This window comes from Allonocardiopsis opalescens (genome assembly GCF_003002095.1).
In the GTDB taxonomy this organism is placed as follows: domain Bacteria; phylum Actinomycetota; class Actinomycetes; order Streptosporangiales; family Streptosporangiaceae; genus Allonocardiopsis; species Allonocardiopsis opalescens.
The window spans coordinates 123,013-145,411 of the sequence record NZ_PVZC01000008.1; the positions used below are offsets into that span (position 1 = coordinate 123,013).

The following is a 22,399-nucleotide window of genomic DNA, read 5'->3' on the forward strand; positions in this document are numbered from 1 at the left end:
GGAGGGCGACGATGCGCGAAACAGCGCTCCCACGGCTTCGCGCACCCGGTCGCCGGCAGCTGGGCCCAGTGCGCGGGAGGGCAGGACCGATGGCGCACAACACCGCGTGTGCGAACGCCCGGCGGCATGCGTGCCGATGCGTCGGTTGCGGCGGCGCCCAGCACGGCTGGCCGGGGCGGCTCGCCGCCGCCGGGGACGCCGCCGCGCGGGCCCGTCTCCGCGCAGCGGCCGACCGCGCCTGGGCGCAGGCCGCGGGCACACGGTCCACCCGGCCGACGAAGCCGATGAGGGAGGCGGCGATGGACTGCGTGGCGGCCGACGCGGTCGACTGGCTCGCCGCCCGTCCCGAATCCGCTCGGCTCCTCGCGGCGATCGGCACCGGACTCACCGATGACGTCCTCGCCCGTCTGGACTCGAACGGGGAAACGACCCAGCACACGCAGGAGACCCGCCGCCCTGAGGGAGCCGCCGCGAGTCCCGTCGAGGACGGCGGCGGGTCGGCGGACACGGCGGAGCGCGTCTCAAGCGCCGGACTGAGGGAGATCATCGTCCGCCGGCGCCATCACTTCTGGTGCGATCTGCTGCTCGCGTTCGCCACCGCACTCGAATCCGCCGACGCGCGGCTCGACCGGGTACCGGACTCCGTCTCCTCGGCCCTGCTCGGCGACCGGGACACGGCGGACGCCCAGCCCTTGAGCTCGGTCCTCGCGGACGCCGCCGTGCGTTCGGTGGTGCACCTGGCCTGGCGGCTGCTCGGCCGCCTGCTCGATCCGGTCCAGGCCGACGGCCTGCCCCTGGTGCTCCGGGTCCTGGCCGCGCTGATCTGTCCGACGCCCGAGGAGCATCCCGGGCTCGTCCGCGGCTGCCTCGGCCCCTTGGCGGACGAGGTGGTCGGGCAGGAGACGCGCGAGCGGCTGCTCGCCTCGTTTCCGGCGGAGCGCTTCGCCTCCTTCCTCGCCGCCTGACACGGAGCCGCCGGCCCGTCCGGTGCCGCCGCGGTCCGGGTGATCTCGCCCGGCCGCCGCCGTGACGGCGGCCCGGTGGCGGGGTAGTGGCCGCGCGATCCGGGCCCGTGTGTGCGGGACGGAGTGGACCTGGGGCCGCGTGGTCGCGGCCGAGAAGGAGGAGACGTGTCTGTGATCCCGTCCGAGCGAGAGGACATCCTGCACAAGCTCGCGTTCGCGCACATCGCGACGATCGGGCCGAACGGCGAGCCGCAGTCGAGTCCGGTGTGGTTCGAGTGGGACGGCACCTTCGTGAAGTTCAGTCAGACCTCGACAAGGCAGAAGTTCCGGAACCTCGAACGGGACCCCCGGATCGCGCTGTCGGTGCACGACCCGGACAATCCGTATCGGTATCTGGAGATCCGGGGCCGGGTGGAGCGCTTCGACCGCGACCACGGCGACGCGTTCATCAACGCGATGGCCAAGAAGTACCTGGGCGAGGACGTGTACCCGTGGGCGCAGCCCGGCGACGAGCGGCACGTGGTGGTGGTGCGGCCGGAGCACACGACGCAGCAGTGAACAGGGCACCGGGCGGTCCGCCGGCTCGGCCGCGGACCGCCCGGTGTGCCCGGGCGCACAAGGGAACGATATTGCGTTATCGATTGAAAACACTAATATTGCCCGATAACGACGTGGCGCGGCGGGCCGGTCCTGTCCGCGCTTCGCCGTGTTCGGGGCCGGCTCGGGGCGAGCACAGGGGGACGGGGAGCCATGGGTGTGCACGCGGCGGCGGGCGGAGCCGTGTCCGCTGAGCCTCCGGAGGGCGCCGACTCCCCCGCCCGCGGCCGCCGGCGCTTCTCCGACGTGGTGGCGGCGGAGATCCTGGACGCGGCGCTGGCCGAGTTCGCCGCGCACGGCTTCGAGGGTGCGTCCACCCGCGCGATCGCGCAGCGGGCCGGTGCGCACCAGCCGCAGATCAACTACTACTTCTCCACCAAGGAAGCGCTCTGGCGCGCCGCGATGGACCGGCTCTTCGCGGAGCTCGGCGAGGTCCTCGACGGGCTGGACATCGCGGGCGACCCGCAGGCGCACGCCGTCACGGCGCTGCGCAGGTTCGCGCGCTTCGCCGCCAGGCGCCCGGAGCTGCACCAGATCATGTCGCTGGAGTCCACCTCCGACTCCGCGCGACTGCGCTGGCTGACCGAGCGCCACGTCCGGCCGCTCTACGACCTCTTCGTGCACGCCTGGACCCGGATGCGCGCGGCCGGGGTCACCGTCGACCTGGATCCCCCGCGCGCCTTCCACCTGCTCGTCGCCTTCGGCGCCGTCCCGTTCGCGCAGGCGCCGTGGCTGCGAATGGTGACCGGTGTCGAGCCCTCGCGCCAGGAGTGGGCCGACGAGCACGCCGACCGCCTGATCGCCCTGCTGCTGCCCGGGCTCGCCTGATCCCGTGAGCCAGCGCCCCGCCCCCCGGCCGGCCCGCCTCCTCGGGCCCGCCACCCGACCCGACCCGAGGTAACTCCTTCGATGGCTGCACTCCTGTACCGGCTGGGCCGCTTCTCCTACCGGCGCCGCTGGATCGTGCTCGGCGCCTGGATGGCGACGCTGGTGGTGCTCGGCCTGGCCGCGCTGGCCTTCCGCGGCCCCACCGAGGACTCCTTCACCATCCCCGGCACCGAGTCCCAGCGCACGCTGGACATGCTGGACCAGCGCTTCCCCGAGCGCAGCGGCGGCAGCGCCCGCGCGGTCTTCCAGGTGCCCGCCGGCGCCGACGTCACCGACGAGCGCTACCAGGAGGCCATCGCCGCGTCGGTGGCCGAGATGGAGGACGTCGACGGCGTCGAGTCGGCCATGGACCCCTTCGGCCTGGTGGAGACGGCGCGGCAGACCTATGACGAGGAGATCGACGCCGCCATCGCCGACGCGCAGGCCCAGGCCCGCGAGACGGCGCGCGACATGGTGCGCGAGGCCGCCCGCGAGCAGGCGTCCGCGCAGATCCCGGAGGGCACCCCCGACCGCGAGCAGCTGCTGGAGTTCGCCGAGTCGCAGGCCCTCCAGCAGGCCGGAGCCGACGCCGAGAGGCAGGCCGAGGAGGAGGCCGAGCGCCAGGTGCTGGAGCGGGCGCCCGCCTTCGATGAGGACGAGGTACTCGACCAGATCCCGCTGCTGTCCGACGACCGCACGGTGGCGCTGGTGCAGGTGCAGTTCTCCGACCCCGAGGGCTCGGTGCCCCCGGAGGTGGTGCACGCGCTGCTGGAGACCGGCGACGCCGCCCGCGACGCCGGCATGGTCGTGGAGTTCAGCGGCCAGTCGATCATCTCCGCCGACGCCACCGCCATCCACGGCGGCGAGGCGCTGGGCCTCGCGGTCGCGCTGGTCGTGCTGATCGTGAACTTCGGGGTGCTGATCGCGGCCGGGCTGCCGATCCTGGTGGCGCTGGTGGGTGTGGGGGTCGGCATGGCGCTGCTGTTCGCGGCGTCCAGCCTGATCGAGCTGTCGAGCACCGCGCCGATCCTGGCGGTGATGCTCGGTCTGGCCGTCGGCATCGACTACGCCCTGTTCGTGCTCTCCCGGCACCGTCAGCAGCTGCTGGACGGCATGGACCCCGAGGAGTCGACGGCCCGCAGTATCGCGACGGCGGGCAGTGCGGTGGTCTTCGCCGGGGTCACGGTGATGATCGCGCTGCTCGGCCTCACCCTGGTGGGCATCCCCTTCCTCGGCATCATGGGCGTGGCCGCGTCGGTCACCGTGCTGGTGTCGGTGCTGGTCGCCATCACCCTGCTCCCGGCGCTGCTCGGCTTCGCCGGGACGCGCATCGGCGCGCTGCGGGTGCCGGTGCTGGCCAGGCGGGCGGAGGCGGCGGTGCGCAGCGCGGACACGCTGGGCGCCCGCTGGGTGCGGGCGGTCATCCGCTTCCCGCTGGTGACGGTGCTCGCGGTGCTGGTCGTGCTCGGCGCCGCCATCATCCCCGTCATGGACATGCGGCTCGGCCTGCCCAACGAGGAGTCCAGCCCGGCCGAGTCCACCCAGCACCGCGCCTACGACATCGTCACCGAGGGCTTCGGCGCCGGCTTCAACGCGCCGCTGCTGGTGGTCGCCGACCTCACCCGCTCGCACGAGCCGCAGGAGGCGGCCGAGGAGACCATCGAGCGGCTGGACGCGCTCGACGGCGTGGCCGACGTCCAGGGCCCCGAGTACAACACGCCCGAGAACGCCGCGATGATCACCGTCATCCCCGAGCACGGGCCGTCGGATCTGGCCACCGAGGACCTGCTGCACGACATCCGCGCGATGGCCGACGAGCTGCGGGCCGACACCGACGTGGCGATCTCGGTGGCCGGGTCCACGGCCATCGCCATCGACGTGTCCGAACGGCTGGGCGAGGCGCTGCCGGTCTTCCTCGGTGTGGTGGTCGGGCTCGCGCTCATCCTGATGATGATCGTCTTCCGCTCGATCGTGGTACCGATCAAGGCGGCGGTGGGCTTCGTGCTCAGCGCCGGTGCCGCGCTCGGCCTGACCGTGCTGGTGTTCCAGTGGGGCGTCGGCGCCGAACTGCTCGGGGTGACCAGCACGCCCACGCTGCTGGCCTTCATGCCCTCACTGCTGATCGGCACCCTGTTCGGCCTGGCGATGGACTACGAGGTCTTCCTGGTGTCGCGGATGCGCGAGGAGTTCGTGCACGGCGCCGACGCCCGCGGCGCGATCGTCACCGGCTTCCGCCAGGGCTCCCGCGTCGTGACGGTGGCCGCCGTTATCATGATCTCGGTCTTCGCCGCCTTCGTCTTCGGCGACAACACCACCATCCAGCCGATCGCCTTCGCCCTCGCCGTCGGCGTCTTCCTGGACGCCTTCCTGGTCAGAATGGTGCTGGTCCCCGCCGTGATGGCCGTGTTCGGCCGCAGCACCTGGTGGCTCCCGCGCTGGCTGGACCGCCTGCTGCCCAATGTCGACATCGAGGGCGAGAACCTGCGCCCCGAGACCGCACCCCGGCACGCCACCCGCGAACCGGAACCGGCCGCCCGGAGCTGACCGTTTCGACATCCCCCGCCCGCCCAGGGGGGCGACCCCATAACCCGATTCTTCCGCCGTGAGGCGCCTGCCGCCAGGCGCTACCGGCGGGTTGTGGAAAGTCGCCCCCGCGGGCGCGGACTGTGGACGGCGGCTTGCGCCGAGGATCCGGTCCGTGCTGGGTGCCGCCCCCGCCGCCGGACCGCCGCTCCCCTGCGGCGGCGGTCCGGCGGCGAGGGCTGAGGCTCAGCCTCCGGTGGAGAGTTCCAGGATGCTCCACGACACCGGCGGGACGACCACGGTCACCCGGCCGTCCTCGGTGTGGACCTCGGTGTTGGGGCGGGGCGCGACGCGGTCGGGCCGCTCGGCGGTGTTGGCGGCATAGGGGTCGGGGTCGGACAGGGTGCGGCAGCGGGCCGGGCCGGTGGGGGCCAGGGCGCGGGCGTCGATCTCTACGGTGGCCGGGGTGTCGGTGGAGCGGTTGACCAGGAAGACGGCGGCGCGGCCGTGCTCGGCGTCGTGGGTGGCCACCGCGTCGACCAGCGGGACGGTGCCGTGGCGCCCGGTGGCGGCCGAGGGCGACACCGGGACGGTGCGCAGCACCTGGCCGGTGGCGGCGCGGGCGGTCTCGGCGAAGGGGTGGAAGATCGTCTGCCGCCAGGCGGGGCCGCCCGGCTCGGTCATGATCGGGGCGATCACGTTGACGAGCTGCGCCTGGCAGGCGGCGGTCACCCGGTCGCTGTGGCGCAGCAGCGAGATGAGCAGGCTGCCGACCACCACGGCGTCGGCCGCGTGGTAGTGGTCCTCCAGCTGGCGCGGCGCCACCGGCCAGTCGCTCGGCGGGCCCTGGTCGTGCCAGCGCGACTGGTACCAGACGTTCCACTCGTCGAAGGACAGCTGGATCCTCTTCGGGCTGCGCAGCCGCGCGCCGACGGCGTCGGCGGTGGCGACCACCGCCTCGATGAAGGCGTCCATGTCGGCGGCCGAGGCCAGGAAGCTCGCCAGGTCGCCGTCGTGCTCCTGGTAGTAGGCGTGCAGCGAGATGTAGTCGACGACCTCGTAGGTCTCCTCCAGCACCGCCGCCTCCCAGGCGCCGAAGGTCGGCATGCTCAGGTGCGAGCTGCCGCAGGCGACCAGCTCCAGGTCCGGCTGGGCCATCCGCATGGCGCGGGCGGTCTCCGCCGCCAGCCGCCCGTACTCGCGCGCGGTCTTGTGGCCCACCTGCCAGGGCCCGTCCATCTCGTTGCCCAGGCACCACATCCGGATGCCGTGCGGCTCCGGCGAGCCGTTGGCGATCCGCTGGTCCGACAGGCTGGTGCCGGACGGGTGGTTGGCGTACTCCAGCACGTCCAGCGCCTCCAGCACGCCGCGGGTGCCCAGGTTCACCGCCATCATCGGCTCCACGCCCGCCTTGCGGGCCCAGCGGACGAACTCGTCCAGGCCGACCTCGTTGGTCTCGGTGACGTGCCAGGCCAGGTCGCGCCGGACCGGCCTGCGCTCGCGCGGGCCCACGCCGTCCTCCCAGCGGTAGCCCGACACGAAGTTGCCGCCCGGGTAGCGCACGGTCGACACCCCCAGCTCCCGGGTCAGCTCCAGCACGTCGCGGCGGAAGCCGTCCTCGTCGGCGGTCGGGTGGCCCGGCTCGTAGATGCCGGTGTAGACGCAGCGGCCCAGGTGCTCCACGAACGAGCCGAAGGTGCGCCGCTGGACCGGGCCTACGCGCAGCGCCGGGTCGAGGGTGATCGTCGCCTTGTGCACGGTTGTCTGCTCTCCCTTTCTCGGGGTCGGGTCATCGCCGCGGCGCGGCGAGCGGTTGCGGAGGCGGTGGGGGTGTCACTTCAGCCCGGCATCGGTGACGCCGCGCACGACCTGGCGCTGGAACAGCATGAAGACGATGATCAGCGGCAGCGCGCCGAGCAGGGCGGCGGCCATGTTCTGCGCGTAGAGGATGCCGTAGGAGCTCTGCACCGTGCCCAGCCCCACCGGCACCGTCATCAGCGCCGGGTCGGTGGTCGCCACGAAGGGCCACAGGAAGTTGTTCCACGACTGCACGAAGGTGTAGATGCCGACGGCGGCCAGCACGGGCGCCGACATCGGCAGCATCACGCTCCACAGCACCCGCAGGTGCCCGGCGCCGTCGACGCGGGCGGCCTCGACGTAGTCGCGCGGGATGCCGTCGAAGAAGCGCTTGAGGATGAAGAGCATGACCGGCGCGGCCACCTGGGGCAGTGCCACGCCCCAGTAGGTGTCCACCAGCCCGATCGCGGTCATCTGGTCGAACAGCGGCACGATCAGCACCTGCGGCGGCACCATGATCCCGGCCAGCAGCACGCCGAAGACCCACCGGTCGCCCGGGAAACGGGTGCGGGAGAAGCCGTAGGCGGCCAGGGTGCACACGGCCAGGGTCAGCGCGGTGACCAGCACCGATACCACGGTGCTGTTGAGGGTCCAGCGGAGCAGGTCGCCCCGGGCCAGCACACTGCGGTACGCCTCGAAGGTCGGCTCCAGCGGCAGCCAGTTGATCGGCACGGCCGTGGTCTCGGCCTCGGGCTTGAAGGACGTGCTCAGCGCCCACAGCAGCGGGATCAGCCAGGTGACGGCCAGGAACAGCCCGGCGACGGTCACGGCGGCGCCCCCGAGGGTGATCCTGGGGCGGCGGGCCCGGCGGCGCGCGGCGGCCGGTGCGGCGGCGACGGCGGTCATCGGCTCTCCTCCTTCCGGACGAACAGCCGGAACTGGGCGATGGAGACGATCACGATCACCGCGAAGAACATGTAGGACACGGCGGACGCGTAGCCGATCCGCATGCTGGGGAACCCGCTCTCGAAGATGTACTGGATGATCGGGCGGGCCGCGTAGTCGGGGCCGCCGGTGCCGTCGGTCATCAGGTAGACCTGGTCGAAGATCTTCAGCGACGCGACCAGCTGGAGCATCACCACCAGCGCGGTGGTGCGGCCCAGCAGCGGCAGGGTGATGCTCACCAGCCGCCGCCAAGGGCCCGCGCCGTCCAGCGCCGCCGCCTCGTACACGTGCGCCGGGATGCCCTGCAGGGCGGCCAGGTACAGCAGGTAGTTGAAGCCCACCGTCCACCAGACGGTGGTGATGACGACGGACAGCAGCACCATGTCCGCGTCCGACAGCCAGCCCACCTCGGCCAGCCCCAGCGCGGTCAGGCCGCTGTTGACCAGGCCGAATCCGGGCTGGTACATCCACTCCCAGACCAGCGCCACCACCGCCACCGGGATGAGGAAGGGCGCGAAGAACGAGAAGCGCAGGAACCAGCCGACCCGGCGGGCCCGGTCGGTGAGCAGCGCCATGCCGAGGCCGATCGCGACCAGCGGCGGGGTGCTCAGCGCGGTGAACACCAGGGTGTTCCACAGCGACGACCACACCGCAGGGTCGGCCACCAGCTCCGCCCAGTTGTCCAGGCCGACGAAGGAGGTCGCGTCGCGGCCGAGGCTGCGGTCGGTGAAGCCGGTGAGCAGGCCCGACACCATCGGCCAGAGCAGGAAGAGGGCATAGAGGGCGGCGAAGGGCAGAACGAACCACAGGCCGGCCCAGGAGGTCCGGCGGCGGTTCGGGCTTCGGTCCCGGGCCGCGCCCGCGGCGGGCGGTACGGCCGCGGCCGGCGTGACGCCGGCGTGCGTGGTCATTCGGACTCCTTGGGGACGGCGCCGGTCACACGGGAGAGGGGGTGTCGACGAGCTGCTGGGCGGCCTGCCTGAAGCGGGCCAGCGCCTGCTCGGGGGTGGTGGCGCCGCTGAACACGCCGCTGAAGATGGAGGCGGCGTCGTTCTGGAGCGGGGCGGCGGAGCCGCTGAACCAGGCGTCGGGGTCGAACTGCGCGTCGCGCACGGCGTCGCGGTAGTCCGACTGGGGGCGCAGGTCCAGGTAGGCGGGGTCCTCGGTGACCGGCAGGTAGGCGGGCACGTGCCCGCCCCCGGCCCAGGTGATGCTGTGCTGGAGCATCCAGGCGGCGTACTCCACGGCGGCACGCACGGCGGCGTCGTCGGGGGTGCGGCGGTGCGGGAGCACGAAGGCGTGCGAGTCGCCGCGGGTCAGCGGCTCGCCGAAGATGCCCTGGAGCGGCCGCATCCCGAAGTCCAGTCCGGCCGTCTCGAAGGTCGCGACCTCCCAGTTGCCCTGGATGCACAGGCCGGCGACCTCGTTGGTGAAGTTCGCGGCGGTGGCCGGGCCGTTGGAGTCGGTCGGCGCCAGCCCCTCCTCGGCCAGCCGGCGCAGGAAGTCCAGCACCTCGAGCGCGCGGTCGTCGTCCATCGTGACCTGGCCGCCGTCGAAGCTCATGTCCCCGCCGGCCTGCCGGTACAGCGACCAGAACAGGTTCCAGGCGCCGTAGGTGTCCAGGCTGACGCCGACCTGCCCGGTCACGTCCCGCACCGCGCGCAGCATCTCGGTGAAGTCCTCGGTGCCGGTCGTCTCGATCAGCCGGCCGTCGGAGTCGAGCACGCCGGCCTGCTCGCAGATCGTCCGGTTGTAGTAGGTGACGATGAGGTGGGTGTCCAGCGGGATGGCGTACAGCCGCCCGTCCACCAGGCAGTTGTTCCAGATGTTGGGCAGCACGGTCTGCTCGGTGACGCCGTACTCGGCGAGCAGGTCGGTGGGGACCGGGTCGATCAGCCGGTCGATGCCCAGGCCGCGCAGCCGCGACAGGTGGATCGTGGCGATGTCGCAGGCCCGGCCGCCGGCCGCGCCCATCAGGAACTTGGTGTAGTACGGGATGCCCCACAGGTAGGTGGTGGGGCGCAGCTCGATCTCGGGGTGCTCGCGGCGGTACAGGTCGTGCATCTCCACCATGCGGGCGCCGTCGCCGCCGGTGAACAGGTTCCACTGGCGCAGCGCGCGGCGGCCCGACGCGGCGTCGGCCACCGAGCCGCAGCCCGCCAGGCCCAGGCCGGCCGCCGCCAGCGAGCCGGCCAGCAGCGTCCGCCTGCTCAAGGGGTAAGGCCCCGGTCTGCGGGGCGGGCCGGTGGTGTCGTGCATGGAGGTCTCCTCGGCGGGGCGGGCGGGTCGGGTCGAGGGTTTCGTGCGGCGGCGCAGCCGATTGTTAGCGCTAACAACTCGCGGCCGCGCCGAGCGCCCGGATCCGTACGGGTGCGGCGGGCTCAGCCGTCCGGCGCGGGGGTGGTGCGCGCGGCGGCACGGGCGGGGCGCGGGCGCCGCCGGCCCCGCCCGGGGGTTCCGGAACGGGCCCGGCCACGGCCCTGCTTGCGATGGCAGCGGTTCATGCCAGGCGACTCCCGCGGAGCACGGATGGTGACAGGGGTCTCATTGTGAGCGCTAACATTCGGCAGCGTCAAGAGTTGAAGTGATCTGGACCACCGCAGATCATCCGGAACCGCCGCACCCGCCCCCGGACGCGGCGAGGCCGCCGGCCCGTGCGGTCCGGCGGCCTCGCTCTCGGCCCGGGACGCCGCCTCCCGGGCCGTATCCCCTACCTGCGGTCGCGGAAGGCGTCCTTCAGCTTCTCCCCGGACTGCTTGAGGTCGGCCGTGGCCTGGTCGCGCTCGCCCTCGGCGCGCAGGCGCTCGTCACCGGTCGCCTTGCCCACGGCCTCCTTGGCCTTGCCCTTGGCCTGGGTCACCTTGTTGGCGGCCTTGTTCTCCTTCGCCATAGCGTCCAACCCCTTCGTCGTCGTCGCGGCGGTCGCTCATGTCCGTCTGTCGGCAGCGCGGCTACCCCTGCGCCGTGGGAACATTCACGCCGCCGGGCGCCGCGCCGGCGCTCTGCGCGGCCCGTCCCAGGTCAGCCCGGCGGCGGCACCGTCCGAACCCGGCCGCGATCAAGCGAACGCGGCGCGGCGGACCGCCCGCCGTGCCAGGATCGACCCGTGTCGTTCTACGCCGATTTGCACATCCACTCCAAGTACTCACGGGCCTGCAGCAGGGACTGCGACCTGGAGCACCTGTCCTGGTGGGCCGGGCGCAAGGGCGTCGCGGTCGTCGGCACGGGCGACTTCACCCACCCTGTGTGGGGTGCGGAGCTGCGCGAGAAGCTGGTGCCCGCCGAGCCCGGCCTGTTCCGGCTGCGGCCCGAGGCCGAGCGCGAGATCGCGCGCACCCTGCCCGCGGCCTGCCGCACACCGGTGCGCTTCATGCTCTCGGTGGAGATCTCCACCATCTACAAGCGCGGCGACCGCACCCGCAAGGTCCACCACCTGCTGTACGCGCCCACGATGGACGCGGCCGAGCACATCACCCGCGCCCTGGGCCGGATCGGCAACATCGCCTCCGACGGCCGCCCGATCCTCGGCCTGGACTCCCGCGACCTGCTGGAGATCACCCTGGAGAGCGACCCCGGCTCCTACCTGGTGCCGGCGCACATCTGGACGCCGTGGTTCTCTGCGCTGGGCTCCAAGTCGGGCTTCGACGCGATCGCCGACTGCTACGCCGACCTCGCCGACCGCGTCTTCGCGGTCGAGACCGGCCTGTCCAGCGACCCGGAGATGAACTGGACCGTCTCCTCACTGGACGGCTACACCCTGGTCAGCAACTCCGACGCGCACTCCCCGCCGATGCTGGCCCGCGAGGCGTCGGCCTTCGACACCGGCTTCGACTACTACGAGATGCGCCGCGCGCTGGAGACCGGCGAGGGCTACGCCGGATCGGTCGAGTTCTTCCCCGAGGAGGGCAAGTACCACCTCGACGGCCACCGCAAGTGCGATGTGCGGCTGGACCCCGACGAGACCCGCGCCCTGGGCGGGCGCTGCCCGCAGTGCGGGCGGCCGCTCACGGTGGGCGTGCTCAGCCGGGTGGTCGAGCTGGCCGACCGCGAACCGGGCCGCCGCCCGCCGGGGCGGGCCGGCTTCCGCAGCTTCGTGCCGCTGCCGGAGATCATGGGCGAGATCCTGGGCGTGGGCCCCAAGAGCAAGAAGGTGCTGGGCGCGGTGGCCGAGCTGGTCGCCAAGCTCGGCCCCGAGCTGGCGATCCTGGGCTCGGTGCCGGTCGACGACGTGCGCGCGGCAGGCGGCGAGCTGCTGGGCGAGGCCATCGCCCGGCTGCGCCGCGGCGAGGTGGTCCGCGACTCCGGCTACGACGGCGAGTACGGCGTGATCCGGCTGTTCCAGCCCGAGGAGCTGCGCACTCCGGCCTCGGCGCCCACCCTCTTCGACACCGAGGAGGTCGCGCCCGCTCGTCCGGCCAAGGCGTCCGGCCGCGGCCGGCCCGAGCGGCGGGCCGCCGCCCCGCCCGCCGACGACGACCTCTTCGGCGGCGCCGCCGAGGCCGGGCCCGATGCAGAGCCCGAACTGTTCCCGCTCGCCGACGCCCCCGCCGCGCCCTCGCGGTCCATCCTGGAGGGGCTGGACGCCGAGCAGCGCGCCGCCGCCGCGCACCCGGGCGGACCGCTGCTGATCGTGGCCGGGCCGGGCACCGGCAAGACCCGCACGCTGACCCACCGGATCGCGCACCTGGTCACCGAGCGCGGCGTCCCGGCCGAGCACTGCCTGGCGATCACCTTCACCAACCGGGCCCGCGAGGAGCTGGCCGAGCGGCTGGCCGCGCTGGCGCCCGCGCAGGCGCCCGCCGTCACCGTCGCCACCTTCCACGGCCTGGGCGCCCGGATCCTGCGGGAGCGCCACGGCGCGGCCGGGCTGCCGGCCGACTGGCGGATCGCCGACGACGCCGAGCGGCTGGCCGCGGCGGCCGAGACGGCGGGCACCGAGCGGCTGGGCCGCAGGCTGCTGGCCGACGCCGACCGGCCCGAGCCCGACCCCGACGCCGCCGAGGCGGCCGAGCGCTACCGCAAGGCGCTGCGCGCCCGGGGCCTGGTCGACTTCGCCGACCTGCTGCGGCTGCCGGTGCGGCTGCTGGCCGACGACCCCGCGCTGCTCGCGCACTACCGCGAGCGCTGGCGCTGGATCAGCGTGGACGAGTACCAGGACGTGGACGAGCAGCAGTACACCCTGCTGTGCCTGCTGGCCGGGGCCGACGGCAACATCACCGCCATCGGCGACCCCGACCAGGCCATCTACCGCTTCCGGGGCGCCGACGTCGGCTACTTCCTGCGCTTCGGCACCGACTTCTCCGGCGCCGCCTCCGTCCAGCTCGGCCGCAACTACCGGTCCAGCGCCACCATCGTGGACGCCGCCGTCGCCGCCGTCGCGCCGAGTTCGCTGGTGCCCGACCGCACCCTGCGCGCCGTCGGCTCCTTCTCCGACCCGGCCAGGATCGGGGTGCACGCCGCCGCCGGGCCCGAGGCCGAGGCGGAGTTCGTGGCGCGCACCGTCGACCGGCTGCTCGGCGGCATCTCGCACCACTCCCTGGACAGCGGACGGGTCGCCCACGACGGCGCCGACGGGCTCGGCTTCGCCGACATCGCGGTGCTGTACCGCACCGACGGCCAGGCCGGCGCGCTGATGACGGCCTTCAACAGGGCCGGCATCCCGTTCCAGAAGCGCTCGCACGACCGGCTGCTCGCCCGCCCCGGCATGCGGCTGCTCGCCGACGAGCTGCCGCACCAGCCCGCCGGGCCGCTGCCGGAGCGGCTGCGGCTGGCCGCCGCGGCCGTCTGCGACCGGCTCGGCGACCGCGCCGACCAGGCGACGGACGTGCGCACCGCCGCCGAGCTGCTGCGCCCGCTCGCCGAGTCCCACGGCGAGGACCTGCCCGCGCTGCTGGCCGCCCTCGCGGTCGGCGCCGAGGTCGACGCGCTCGACCCGCGCGCCGACCGGGTCGCCCTGCTCACCCTGCACGCCAGCAAGGGCCTGGAGTACCCGGTGGTCTTCCTGGTCGGCTGCGAGGACGGCCTGCTCCCGCACCGGCTCCCCGGCGCCGGGCCCGACCCGGCGGCCGAGGCCGAGGAGCGGCGGCTGTTCTTCGTCGGCATGACCCGCGCCAAGGAGCGGCTGTACCTGTCGCACGCCCGCGAGCGCGCCCGGCACGGCGCTACCGCCCGCCCGGCCCGCCCCTCGCCCTTCCTGGCCGACGTACCGGCCGCGCTCACCATGCCCGTCGACGCCGAGACCGCCACCCGCCGCCGGCCCAAGGACCGCCAACTGCGGCTCATGTGAGCGCTCCGCCGCGCCGCCCGCGGCCGGGCGGCAGGCCCGGGCGCGGTTCAGTCCCGCCAGGCGCCCGCGGCCTGTGCGGCGGCCGCGTAGTCGGCGAAGTCGCGGGCGGGGCGGCCGAGGGCCCGGCGGACTCCCTCGGTGGGTGCCGCCTCCAGGCCGCGCCGGATCGACCCGATGGCGGCGGCCCAGGCGGTCGCCTCCTCGGGTGGCACGCCCTGCGCGGCCGCCGCCGCGACGAAGTCCTCGGCGGCCACCGGGACGTAGCGGGCGCGCGGGCCGCCGGCGCGGGCGATCTCGGCGAGCGCGCCGTCGACGGTGAGCGGGCGCGGGCCGGACAGTTCGTAGACGCGGCCGCCGTGGCCCTCGCCGGTGAGCGCCGCCACCGCCACGTCGGCGATGTCCCGGGCGTCGATCCAGGCGGCGGCGCCGTCGCCGGCGGGCAGCGCCAGTTCGCCGCCGAGCACGCCGGGGCGGAACAGGCCCTCGCTGAAGTTGTCCGCGAACCAGCCGGGGCGCAGGATCGTCCAGTCGAGGCCGGATTCGCGCACCGCCTGCTCGCCGTCGCGGTGGGTGCGCGCGACCGGGTCGTCGTCGGCGAAGTAGCCGGGCGTGGCCACCCCGCGGGCCGACAGCAGCACCAGGCGCCGCACCCCGGCCCGCACCGCTCGTTCCACGAAGGGGCGGGTGGTCGGCGCGCCGTCCAGCGGCACGATGTAGACGGCGTCCGCGCCGTCCAGCGCGGCGTCCCAGCCGCCCGGGTCGGCCCAGTCGAAGCGCGTGTCACCGGACCGCGATGCCGCGCGCACCGGTACGCCGAGCGCCCGGAGTCCGTCCACCACCCGCCGTCCGGTCTTGCCGGTGCCCCCGGTGACCAGGGTCCTTGTCTTCTCCATGGCGTCAAGCCTGCCCGCGGGCGGCACGGCGGGCCATCGGCGAGCGTCCGCCCCGCATGGGCGTTCGTCCGCGCCGGGGCCTATCCCAGGGTCTTGGCGACCCACTCCGCCACGGCGTCGGCCGTGTGCTCGGGCGGGGCGGTGGTGGTGTCGAGCAGGGCGACCGGCGGGTCCATGGTGGCGGCACCGCCGCGGACCCATTCGTTGAAGTCGACCGTCTCGGCGATGCGCTCCTCGTTCCACTCCCGCCAGGCCGGGCGGGCGCGCAGCCGGGCGGCCAGCACCTCGGGCTCGCTGACCAGCGCCAGGTAGTGGATGCGGTCGAAGAGGACGCGTTCGGGCAGCCGCTCGAACTCGGGCGGCATGACGGTGCCGCACAGGACGGCCGGGCGGCCGCTCTGGTGGACCATGGCGGCCAGCCGCAGCCAGGTGCCGCGGAAGGCGCGGTAGTCGTCGGCGGGATCGCGCAGGCCGTCGACCCACAGCAGGTCCTGTTCGAGCACCACGCAGCGGTCGCGCAGCCGCTCCAGCAGCAGGGCGGCGACGGTGGACTTGCCGGTGCCGCTCGGGCCGGTGACGCACAGCAGCGGCAGCCGCAGGAAGGGCTGGCGGTGGCCGCAGTGCGGGCAGGCGAGCACTGGCGCGTCCGGAACGACGACGGGCTCGTCGTTCCGGACGCCGCAGGCCGCGCAGATCAGCAGATTCACGGGGAACTGTCGGTCTGGTCGGGGTCTAGGCGGTACGCATCGGTACTGGGCACGCTAGTCGAACAGGTCCTCAAGGAAGCTCTTGCGGCGCCGACGCTGGCCGCCGTAGGGCGGGGGCGAGTCGGAGTAGCCGCCATGGCCTCCATGGTAGGGGGACGGGGAGTCGGGGCGGCCCCGGTAGGGCGGCGGGGAGTCCCCGTATCCGCCCCCGTGGGGCATGCCGCCACCGTAGTGGCGCTGCTCCGCGGAGATGATCTGCTCGAGCTCTCCTCGGTCGAGGAAGATGCCGCGGCACCCCTCGCACTGCTCGATCCGCAGACCCTGCCGGTTGATGGTCCTCATCGGGCTCTGACACTTTGGACAAATCACGGGAACAGCTTAGTGAACCGGCGCCCGGGCCCGCTGCGGTGTCGGTGATCTCGGCTCGGTCCGCGGCCGCGTTTCCCGGCCGGGGCGACCCCGGCCCGTTCCGGCCGGGGCGATAGGGTCGCCGTCCGGGAAGCAGCACGGATTCATCCTCTTCTTCCGTGCACACCGGTTGTGGACCGGAGGAATTCCAGCGAAACTGCCTTTCGAGTGCGATGTTTCCAGGCGACGGATGGCAGGAGGCCAGGACGGGATGACCGGCGGCGACGGCAGCGACGAACTCGAACGCCACTTCCTCGACGCCGCCGCCCGGCTGGCCCCGCCGCAGCCGCCCCCGCCGCGCGAGCCGGCGGCCGAGGGCCTGGCCGGCCCGGACCTGCTCGCCCTCTTCGACGCCCAGGCCGCCAGCCGCCACCTCGACTACGCCGCCCGCAGGCTCCAGCGGCGCGGCGCGGGCTTCTACACCATCGGCTCGGCCGGGCACGAGAGCAACGCCGCCGTGGCGGCGGCCTGCCGGCCCACCGACCCGGCGCTGCTGCACTACCGCTCCGGCGCCTTCTACCTGCGCCGAGCCGCCCAGGTGCCCGGCCACGACGGCGTGCGCGACGTGCTGCTCGGCCTGGCCGCCGCCGCGGCCGAGCCGATCTCCGGCGGCCGGCACAAGGTCTTCGGCCACGCCGATCTCGCCGTCATCCCGCAGACCTCCACCATCGCCTCCCACCTGCCGCGCGCCGTCGGCGTCGCCTTCGCGATCGGGCGGGCCAGGAAGCTCGGCGTCGCCTCGCCCTGGCCGGCGGACGCGATCGCGGTCTGCGGCTTCGGCGACGCCTCGGCCAACCACTCCACCGCCGCCGGCGCGATCAATACCGCGCGGCTGTGCGCCTACCAGGGGCTGCCGCTGCCGCTGCTGCTGGTCTGCGAGGACAACGGCCTGGGCATCAGCGTGCGCACCCCGGCGGGCTGGATCGCCGCCGCGCACGGTGAGCGCTCCTCCCCCGCCTACTTCACCGCCGAGGGCTCCGACACCGCCGCCGCCCTGCGCGCCGCGCGGGCGGCGGCCGACTGGGTCCGCGAGCGGCGCGCGCCCGCCTTCCTGCACCTGCGCACGGTCCGCTTCCTCGGCCACGCCGGCTCCGACGCCGAGCTGTCCTACCGCACCCCGGCCGAGATCGCCGCCGACTTCGCCCGCGATCCGCTGCTGGGCACCGCCCGGCTGCTGGTCGCCCACGGCCTGCTCGGCCCGGCCGAGGTGGTCGAGCGGTACCGCGCGGCGGGCGAGCGCGTCTGGGCCGCCGAGCAGGAGGTGGCCGGGGCGCCCCGGCTGCGCTCGGCCGCGCAGGTGATGGCGCCGATCGCGCCGCGCCGCCCGGCGGCGGTGGCCGCCGCGGCGGCCCGCGCGCCCGGGCCAAAGGCGCGGCGGGCCGCCTTCGGCGGCCGCCTGCCGGAGGCCGAAGGGCCGCTCACCCTCGCCCAGGGCGTCAACCGCACCCTCGCCGACCTCTTCGCCGCCCGCCCGGAGCTGCTGCTCTTCGGCGAGGACGTCGCCGCCAAGGGCGGGGTGTACGGGGTGACGCGCGGCCTGGCCCGCGCCTTCGGCGCGGCCCGGGTCTTCGACAGCCCGCTGGACGAGCAGTCCGTCCTGGGCCTGGCGCTGGGGGCGGGGGTGTCGGGGCTGCTGCCGGTGCCCGAGATCCAGTACCTGGCCTACCTGCACAACGCCGCCGACCAGCTGCGCGGCGAGGCGGCCACCCTCTCCTTCTTCTCCCAGGGGCAGTACCGCAACCCGATGGTGCTGCGGATCGCCGGCTACGGCTACCAGCGCGGCTTCGGCGGCCACTTCCACAATGACAACGCCGTGGCCGCGCTGCGCGACATCCCGGGCGTGGTGATCGCCTCGCCGAGCCGGTCCGCCGACGCCGCCGCGATGCTGCGCACCTGCGTGGCGGCGGCCGCCGTCGACGGCACGGTCAGCGTCTTCCTGGAGCCGATCGCGCTCTACCACACCCGCGACCTGCACACCGAGGGCGACGGCGGCTGGACCGACCCCTACCGCGCCCCCGGGGAATGGGCCGAGGCCCACGTCCCGATCGGCCGCGCCCGCGGCTACGACCCGCACCCCGAGGCGGCGGAGCGGCCCGGCATCACCCTGGTGTCCTTCGCCAACGGGGTGCCGATGAGCCTGCGCACCGCCCGTACGCTGGCTGCTTCGGGCGTGCGGGCCCAGGTGCTGGACCTGCGCTGGCTGGCGCCGCTGCCCGTCGACGACCTGCTGCGCGCCGCCGAGGCCACCGGCCGGGTACTGGTGGTGGACGAGACCCGCCGCACCGGCGGCGTCTCGGAGGGGGTGCTGGCCGCGCTTGCCGACGCCGGGTACACCGGACGGGCGGCGCGGGTGTGCAGCGCCGACAGCTTCATCCCGCTGGGCGACGCCGCCTACCACGTCCTGCTGTCGGAGCGGACCGTCGAGGAGGCGGCCCGCCGCCTCCTCGACGCCGCACCCGCCCCCGCCGCGCACCGCGCGGCCCGATGACCCAAGGAGACCTTCCGTGGCGAACACCGCCGACACACCCGGCAGGGCCGGCACCGCGAGCCCGCTCGAACTGCTGGCCGTCGACCACCTGCTCACCGACGAGGAGCGCGAGATCCAGGCGACCGTGCGCCGCTTCGTGGACGAGCGCATCCGCCCCGGGGTGGCCGGCTGGTTCGAGGCCGGCACCTTCCCGCGCGAGCTGGCCGAGGAGTTCGGCTCGCTCGGCCTGCTCGGCATGCACCTGGAGGGCTACGGCTGCGCCGGGGTCGGCGCGGTCGCCTACGGCCTGGCCTGCATGGAACTGGAGGCCGGCGACTCCGGCGCCCGCAGCTTCGCCTCTGTGCAGGGCTCCCTGGCCATGTACGCGATCTGGCGCTGGGGCTCGGAGGAGCAGAAGAACCGCTGGCTGCCGGGCATGGCGGCGGGCGAGCTGATCGGCTGCTTCGGCCTGACCGAGCCCGACTTCGGCTCCAACCCGGCCGGGATGCGCACCCGCGCCCGCCGCGACGGCGACGGCTGGGTGCTGGACGGCACCAAGATGTGGATCACCAACGGCTCCATCGCCGACCTGGCCGTCGTCTGGGCCCGCACCGACGACGGCGTGCGCGGCTTCGTGGTGCCCACCGACGCGCCCGGCTTCTCCGCCCCCAAGATCGACCGCAAGCTCTCGCTGCGCGCCTCGGTCACCTCCGAGCTGGTGCTGGAGTCGGTGCGGGTGGGCGAGGACGCGCTGCTGCCGGAGGCGCGCGGCCTGCGCGGCCCGCTGTCGTGCCTGAACCAGGCGCGCTTCGGCATCGTCTTCGGCGCGCTGGGCGCGGCGCGCGACTGCCTGGAGACTGCGATCCGCTACGCCGCCGACCGCGAGGTCTTCGACCGGCCGCTCGCGTCCTTCCAGCTCACCCAGGCCAAGCTCGCCGACATGGCGCTGGAGTTGCAGAAGGGCTTCCTGCTCGCCATGCACCTGGGCCGGCTGAAGGAGGCCGGGCGGCTGGACCCGCGCCAGGTCAGCCTGGGCAAGCTGAACAACGTGCGCGAGGCCATCGTCATCGCCCGGGAGTGCCGCACCATCCTGGGCGCCAACGGCGTCACCCTGGAGTACCCGGTGCTGCGGCACGCCAACAACCTGGAGTCCGTGCTCACCTACGAGGGCACCTCCGAGGTGCACAGCCTGGTCATCGGGCAGGCGCTCACCGGGCACGCCGCCTTCGCCTGACCGCGGCGCGCCCGGGGTGTGTCGAAGCGCTTCGACGACCCGCGGGCGCGCCGTCCTCTGATCTGCCACCGGAGGGGTCAGCGGTAGGTGATGTCGCTCTCTGAGTAGCGGCAGTGCTGCCCGTCGGGGCCCTCGCCGGACTCCTCGGGCTCGTCGCCCTCGTCATTGCCGATGTAGCGCTGGCAGATGGTGATGTCGCGCTCGTCGTCGCCGTTGATGGTGATGTTGCGGAAGGTCGCCGTGTCGCCGTAGTTCTCGTTGATGCCGGCCAGCCGGTCGCCGGGCGCCGTCAGCGTCACCCCGTCGAAGACCACGTGCCGCTGGTGCTGGGTGCCGCAGTTGCCGCACGAGCGGTAGAGGGCGCCGAAGTCGGTCGCGCTGAAGTTCGTGACGGTCAGCGTGCCGGGGCCGTTGTGCTGGAAGATTTTGTCGTCGGCCCGGGCGGCGCTGCCGCCCTGCACGGTGAAGGTGGCCGAGGAGCCGTTGGCCCGGAAGGTGGCGGCGTCCTCGCCCACGTCCTGCCAGACCACATCGCGCAGCGTGCAACTGCCGTAGCAGTGCACGCCGTCGGCTCCGGGGTGGCCGATGACGACATTGGTCAGGGTGGCCCCGGCCTCCAGCCGGAAGATGGGGTCCTGGCCCTCGTTCTGGCCGCCGTCGCCGAGGTCGCCGGTGCCGTAGTAGCGGTCGCCGCGGCCGTCGTAGACCTCGCCCGCCCCGACCAGGATCGTCTCGGGGACCGGTATGTCGGCCGCCGCGGCCGCCGGCGCCGCCAGGACGGCGAAGGCCGCCGCCAGCGCGAGTCCGGCCGCGGCGGCGAGGCGCCCGGCCGGTCCGCGGCTCCGCGACCGCCGCGATTCGCTTGGTTCCATCACAATTCCTCCATTCCTCGAAATTCGAGCGAATTCAGGATGTCATCGGAACTTAACGATCTGTCACGGCGGCGTCAATGGTCGAAATGCCAGGTCAGCGGGGGACGGGAATTGCTTTGCGACATGCGGAACCCGCCCCGCGGCGCTATGCCGCGGGGCGGTTTCCGCCCCCGATTCCCGCCCGGTGGCCCGCGCGTGGCGCGGCCGCCGGGCCGGCCTCAGCCGGTGGCGCAGACGGCGCCGTTGAGGGTGAACTCCTGCGGCGCCGGGTTGCTGCCGGTGTGGGTGCCGTTGAAGCCGAGCTGCACCGACTGCCCCGGGGCGATGGTGGCGTTCCAGGCGGCCGGACTGACGGTGACCTGGTCGCCCTGGGTGGTGTAGCTGCCGTTCCAGCCGCTGGACACCCGCTGGCCGGCGGTGAAGCGCCAGCCCAGCTGCCAGCCGCTCACCGGCTCGGTGCCGGTGTTGGTGAGCAGGACCTGGGCGCTGAAGCCGGTGCCCCACTGGCTGGTCACCCGGTAGCCGACGGTGCAGTCGCCGGTGGCGGCCGGGCCCTCGAAGGTGACGGCGTGCAGCTGGCCGGGCAGGTCGGTGATCACGTACAGCTCGCCGTCGGCGCCCTCGCCGAAGGTGGTCACCTGGATGGGCAGCTCGCCGATGGAGGCGCTCTCGTAGCCGCCGGCGCCCGGCCGCACCGCCCAGGACTGCCCCGAGCAGTAGTCTCCGGTGATGTAGGTGCCGCCCGCGATGTCGGCGTACCGCTCGCCCCGGTACACCTGGCCGCCGATGACGGCGCAGTTGCCCTCGGTGGTGCGGTACCAGAACGACGGCTCGGTGTACTCGGCGCCGTCGGTGCAGCGCTCCGGCAGGAAGACCTCAGGGCCCTCCATGCACGACCAGCCGTAGTTGAGGCCGCCCTCGTTGCCGGGGTTGTGGTTCACCTCCTCGTAGCCGCCCTGGCCCACGTCGGCGATCCACAGCGAGCCGTCGTCGTCGAAGGAGAACCGCCAGGCGTTGCGCAGGCCGTACGCCCAGATCTCGGGCCGGGCCCCCGCCGTGCCGACGAAGGGGTTGTCGGCCGGGACGCAGTAGGGCTGGGCGCCGCAGGAGCGGCTGACGTCGAGCCGCAGGATCTTGCCGAGCAGGGTGCCGAGGTCCTGGCCGGCGGCGAAGGGGTCGCCGGACCCGCCGCCGTCGCCGATGCTCCAGTACAGGTTGCCGTCAGGCCCGAAGGCTATCTGGCCGCCGTTGTGGTTGGAGAACTCGGCGTGCTCCTGGCTGAGCAGGATCTGCTCGCCGCCGGCCGGGATGGTGGTCTGGCCGGGGCTGCTCATCGGGAAGCGCGACAGGGTCACGGCGCCGTCGGGCAGCGCGGTGTACACGACGTAGAGCGCGGGATCACTGGCGAAGTCGGGCGGGGTGGCGATGCCGATCAGGCCGCGCTCGTTGCCGGACTCGTCCACCCGGTCGGTGATGTTCAGCAGCGGGGCGGACACCCCGGTGTCGGGATGGTAGGCGACGACGCTGCCGGCCTTCTGGGTGATGAACAGCCGTCCGCTGCCGTCGTCGGGAGCCGCCATGGCGGACGGGCGGCGCAGCCCGGAGGCCAGCAGTTCCGCGCCGATCGTGATCTCGTCCACGGGCGCGGCGGCGGGGGCGGCGCCGTCCGGGGGCGAAGAGGCGGCCGGGGCGCCGAGGGCGGGACCGGCCAGGGTGAGGGTGCCGAGCAGTGCGGTCGCGGCGGCGACCGACGCGGCCCAGCGGCGGACAGGGGATAGCGACATGGCGTCTCCACAGACGGGTGCGTGCATCGTGGACGGACGGACATAACACCACGC

17 protein-coding genes are annotated in these 22,399 nt (G+C 74.0%); 7 read left to right on the forward strand and 10 right to left on the reverse strand.

Going from position 1 to position 22,399, the window contains the following annotated elements; translation table 11 throughout:
• Positions 1–299: 299 nt before the first annotated feature.
• The 4 genes from CLV72_RS24320 to CLV72_RS24335 all read left to right on the forward strand — a co-directional run bounded on the left by CLV72_RS24320 (position 300) and on the right by CLV72_RS24335 (position 4,973).
• Entirely contained in the window at positions 300–965 is a 666-nt protein-coding gene (locus CLV72_RS24320; RefSeq protein ID WP_146159547.1) for a hypothetical protein, read from the forward strand.
• 165 nt (positions 966–1,130) lie between these two features.
• A complete protein-coding gene (locus CLV72_RS24325; RefSeq protein WP_106250745.1) occupies positions 1,131–1,523 on the forward strand; it encodes a PPOX class F420-dependent oxidoreductase in 393 nt (130 codons plus the stop codon).
• A gap of 222 nt (positions 1,524–1,745) precedes the next feature.
• Positions 1,746–2,390: a TetR/AcrR family transcriptional regulator gene (locus CLV72_RS24330; RefSeq protein ID WP_211303090.1), complete on the forward strand. Its 645-nt coding sequence runs from the start codon at positions 1,746–1,748 to the stop codon at positions 2,388–2,390.
• 81 nt (positions 2,391–2,471) lie between these two features.
• On the forward strand, positions 2,472–4,973 hold the full coding sequence (locus CLV72_RS24335) for an MMPL family transporter (protein WP_106250748.1): 2,502 nt from the start codon (positions 2,472–2,474) through the stop codon (positions 4,971–4,973).
• 225 nt (positions 4,974–5,198) lie between these two features.
• Here the strand turns inward: CLV72_RS24335 and arfA are convergent, their stop codons facing one another.
• The 5 genes from arfA to CLV72_RS24360 form a co-directional block, all read right to left on the reverse strand.
• Positions 5,199–6,710, reverse strand: coding sequence for an arabinosylfuranosidase ArfA (gene arfA / locus CLV72_RS24340; protein WP_106250751.1), 1,512 nt, complete (start codon positions 6,708–6,710; stop codon positions 5,199–5,201).
• Between the two features lie 75 nt (positions 6,711–6,785).
• Positions 6,786–7,655 carry a carbohydrate ABC transporter permease gene (locus tag CLV72_RS24345; RefSeq protein WP_106250754.1) on the reverse strand — a complete coding sequence of 290 codons (870 nt, stop codon included), beginning with the start codon at positions 7,653–7,655 and terminating at the stop codon, positions 6,786–6,788.
• Positions 7,652–8,605 carry a carbohydrate ABC transporter permease gene (locus CLV72_RS24350; protein ID WP_106250757.1) on the reverse strand — a complete coding sequence of 318 codons (954 nt, stop codon included), beginning with the start codon at positions 8,603–8,605 and terminating at the stop codon, positions 7,652–7,654. Before CLV72_RS24350 ends, CLV72_RS24345 begins: the two co-directional genes overlap by 4 nt.
• Before the next feature lie 25 nt (positions 8,606–8,630).
• On the reverse strand, positions 8,631–9,953 hold the full coding sequence (locus tag CLV72_RS24355; RefSeq protein ID WP_106250760.1) for an extracellular solute-binding protein: 1,323 nt from the start codon (positions 9,951–9,953) through the stop codon (positions 8,631–8,633).
• Positions 9,954–10,404: 451 nt separating this feature from the next.
• Positions 10,405–10,584 (reverse strand): CsbD family protein, encoded by a 180-nt coding sequence (locus CLV72_RS24360; RefSeq protein WP_106250762.1) that lies wholly within the window; start codon positions 10,582–10,584, stop codon positions 10,405–10,407.
• A 216-nt stretch (positions 10,585–10,800) separates the two neighbouring features.
• Here CLV72_RS24360 and CLV72_RS24365 point away from each other — a divergent pair, with 216 nt between their 5' ends.
• Positions 10,801–13,980 (forward strand): UvrD-helicase domain-containing protein, encoded by a 3,180-nt coding sequence (locus tag CLV72_RS24365; RefSeq protein WP_106250765.1) that lies wholly within the window; start codon positions 10,801–10,803, stop codon positions 13,978–13,980.
• A gap of 47 nt (positions 13,981–14,027) precedes the next feature.
• Here CLV72_RS24365 and CLV72_RS24370 read toward each other — a convergent pair whose 3' ends face one another.
• The 3 genes from CLV72_RS24370 to CLV72_RS24380 form a co-directional block, all read right to left on the reverse strand.
• A complete protein-coding gene (locus CLV72_RS24370) occupies positions 14,028–14,873 on the reverse strand; it encodes an NAD(P)H-binding protein (RefSeq protein WP_106250767.1) in 846 nt (281 codons plus the stop codon).
• Positions 14,874–14,953: 80 nt separating this feature from the next.
• Complete coding sequence (locus CLV72_RS24375) at positions 14,954–15,580, reverse strand: AAA family ATPase (protein WP_106250769.1); 627 nt, start codon at positions 15,578–15,580, stop codon at positions 14,954–14,956.
• A 54-nt stretch (positions 15,581–15,634) separates the two neighbouring features.
• The gene (locus CLV72_RS24380) at positions 15,635–15,949 is read right to left on the reverse strand and encodes a TFIIB-type zinc ribbon-containing protein (protein WP_106250771.1); all 315 of its coding nucleotides are present in this window, start codon (positions 15,947–15,949) and stop codon (positions 15,635–15,637) included.
• 229 nt (positions 15,950–16,178) lie between these two features.
• On the opposite strand from CLV72_RS24380, the gene CLV72_RS24385 reads away from it, so the two are divergent.
• Positions 16,179–18,476 (forward strand): thiamine pyrophosphate-dependent enzyme, encoded by a 2,298-nt coding sequence (locus CLV72_RS24385; protein ID WP_245930415.1) that lies wholly within the window; start codon positions 16,179–16,181, stop codon positions 18,474–18,476.
• Between the two features lie 16 nt (positions 18,477–18,492).
• Positions 18,493–19,689, forward strand: a complete 1,197-nt coding sequence (locus CLV72_RS24390; RefSeq protein ID WP_106250776.1) for an acyl-CoA dehydrogenase family protein — start codon at positions 18,493–18,495, stop codon at positions 19,687–19,689.
• Between the two features lie 77 nt (positions 19,690–19,766).
• On the opposite strand, the gene CLV72_RS24395 is transcribed toward CLV72_RS24390, so the two are convergent.
• Together CLV72_RS24395 and CLV72_RS24400 are read right to left on the reverse strand one after the other, a co-directional pair.
• The gene (locus tag CLV72_RS24395) at positions 19,767–20,561 is read right to left on the reverse strand and encodes a pectate lyase (RefSeq protein WP_106250778.1); all 795 of its coding nucleotides are present in this window, start codon (positions 20,559–20,561) and stop codon (positions 19,767–19,769) included.
• Positions 20,562–20,779: 218 nt separating this feature from the next.
• Positions 20,780–22,345, reverse strand: a complete 1,566-nt coding sequence (locus tag CLV72_RS24400; RefSeq protein ID WP_106250781.1) for a PQQ-dependent sugar dehydrogenase — start codon at positions 22,343–22,345, stop codon at positions 20,780–20,782.
• Between the last annotated feature and the right edge of the window lie 54 nt (positions 22,346–22,399).

What these genes read in the sequence shown, in the direction of transcription:
- CLV72_RS24320 (WP_146159547.1), top strand. Translation starts at nt 300, where the DNA reads ATGGACTGCGTGGCGGCCGACGCGGTCGACTGGCTCGCCGCCCGTCCC.
- CLV72_RS24335 (WP_106250748.1), top strand. Translation starts at nt 2,472, where the DNA reads ATGGCTGCACTCCTGTACCGGCTGGGCCGCTTCTCCTACCGGCGCCGC.
- CLV72_RS24345 (WP_106250754.1), bottom strand. Translation starts at nt 7,655, where the DNA reads ATGACCGCCGTCGCCGCCGCACCGGCCGCCGCGCGCCGCCGGGCCCGC.
- CLV72_RS24350 (WP_106250757.1), bottom strand. Translation starts at nt 8,605, where the DNA reads ATGACCACGCACGCCGGCGTCACGCCGGCCGCGGCCGTACCGCCCGCC.
- CLV72_RS24355 (WP_106250760.1), bottom strand. Translation starts at nt 9,953, where the DNA reads ATGCACGACACCACCGGCCCGCCCCGCAGACCGGGGCCTTACCCCTTG.
- CLV72_RS24360 (WP_106250762.1), bottom strand. Translation starts at nt 10,584, where the DNA reads ATGGCGAAGGAGAACAAGGCCGCCAACAAGGTGACCCAGGCCAAGGGC.
- CLV72_RS24370 (WP_106250767.1), bottom strand. Translation starts at nt 14,873, where the DNA reads ATGGAGAAGACAAGGACCCTGGTCACCGGGGGCACCGGCAAGACCGGA.
- CLV72_RS24385 (WP_245930415.1), top strand. Translation starts at nt 16,179, where the DNA reads ATGGCAGGAGGCCAGGACGGGATGACCGGCGGCGACGGCAGCGACGAA.
- CLV72_RS24395 (WP_106250778.1), bottom strand. Translation starts at nt 20,561, where the DNA reads ATGGAACCAAGCGAATCGCGGCGGTCGCGGAGCCGCGGACCGGCCGGG.
- CLV72_RS24400 (WP_106250781.1), bottom strand. Translation starts at nt 22,345, where the DNA reads ATGTCGCTATCCCCTGTCCGCCGCTGGGCCGCGTCGGTCGCCGCCGCG.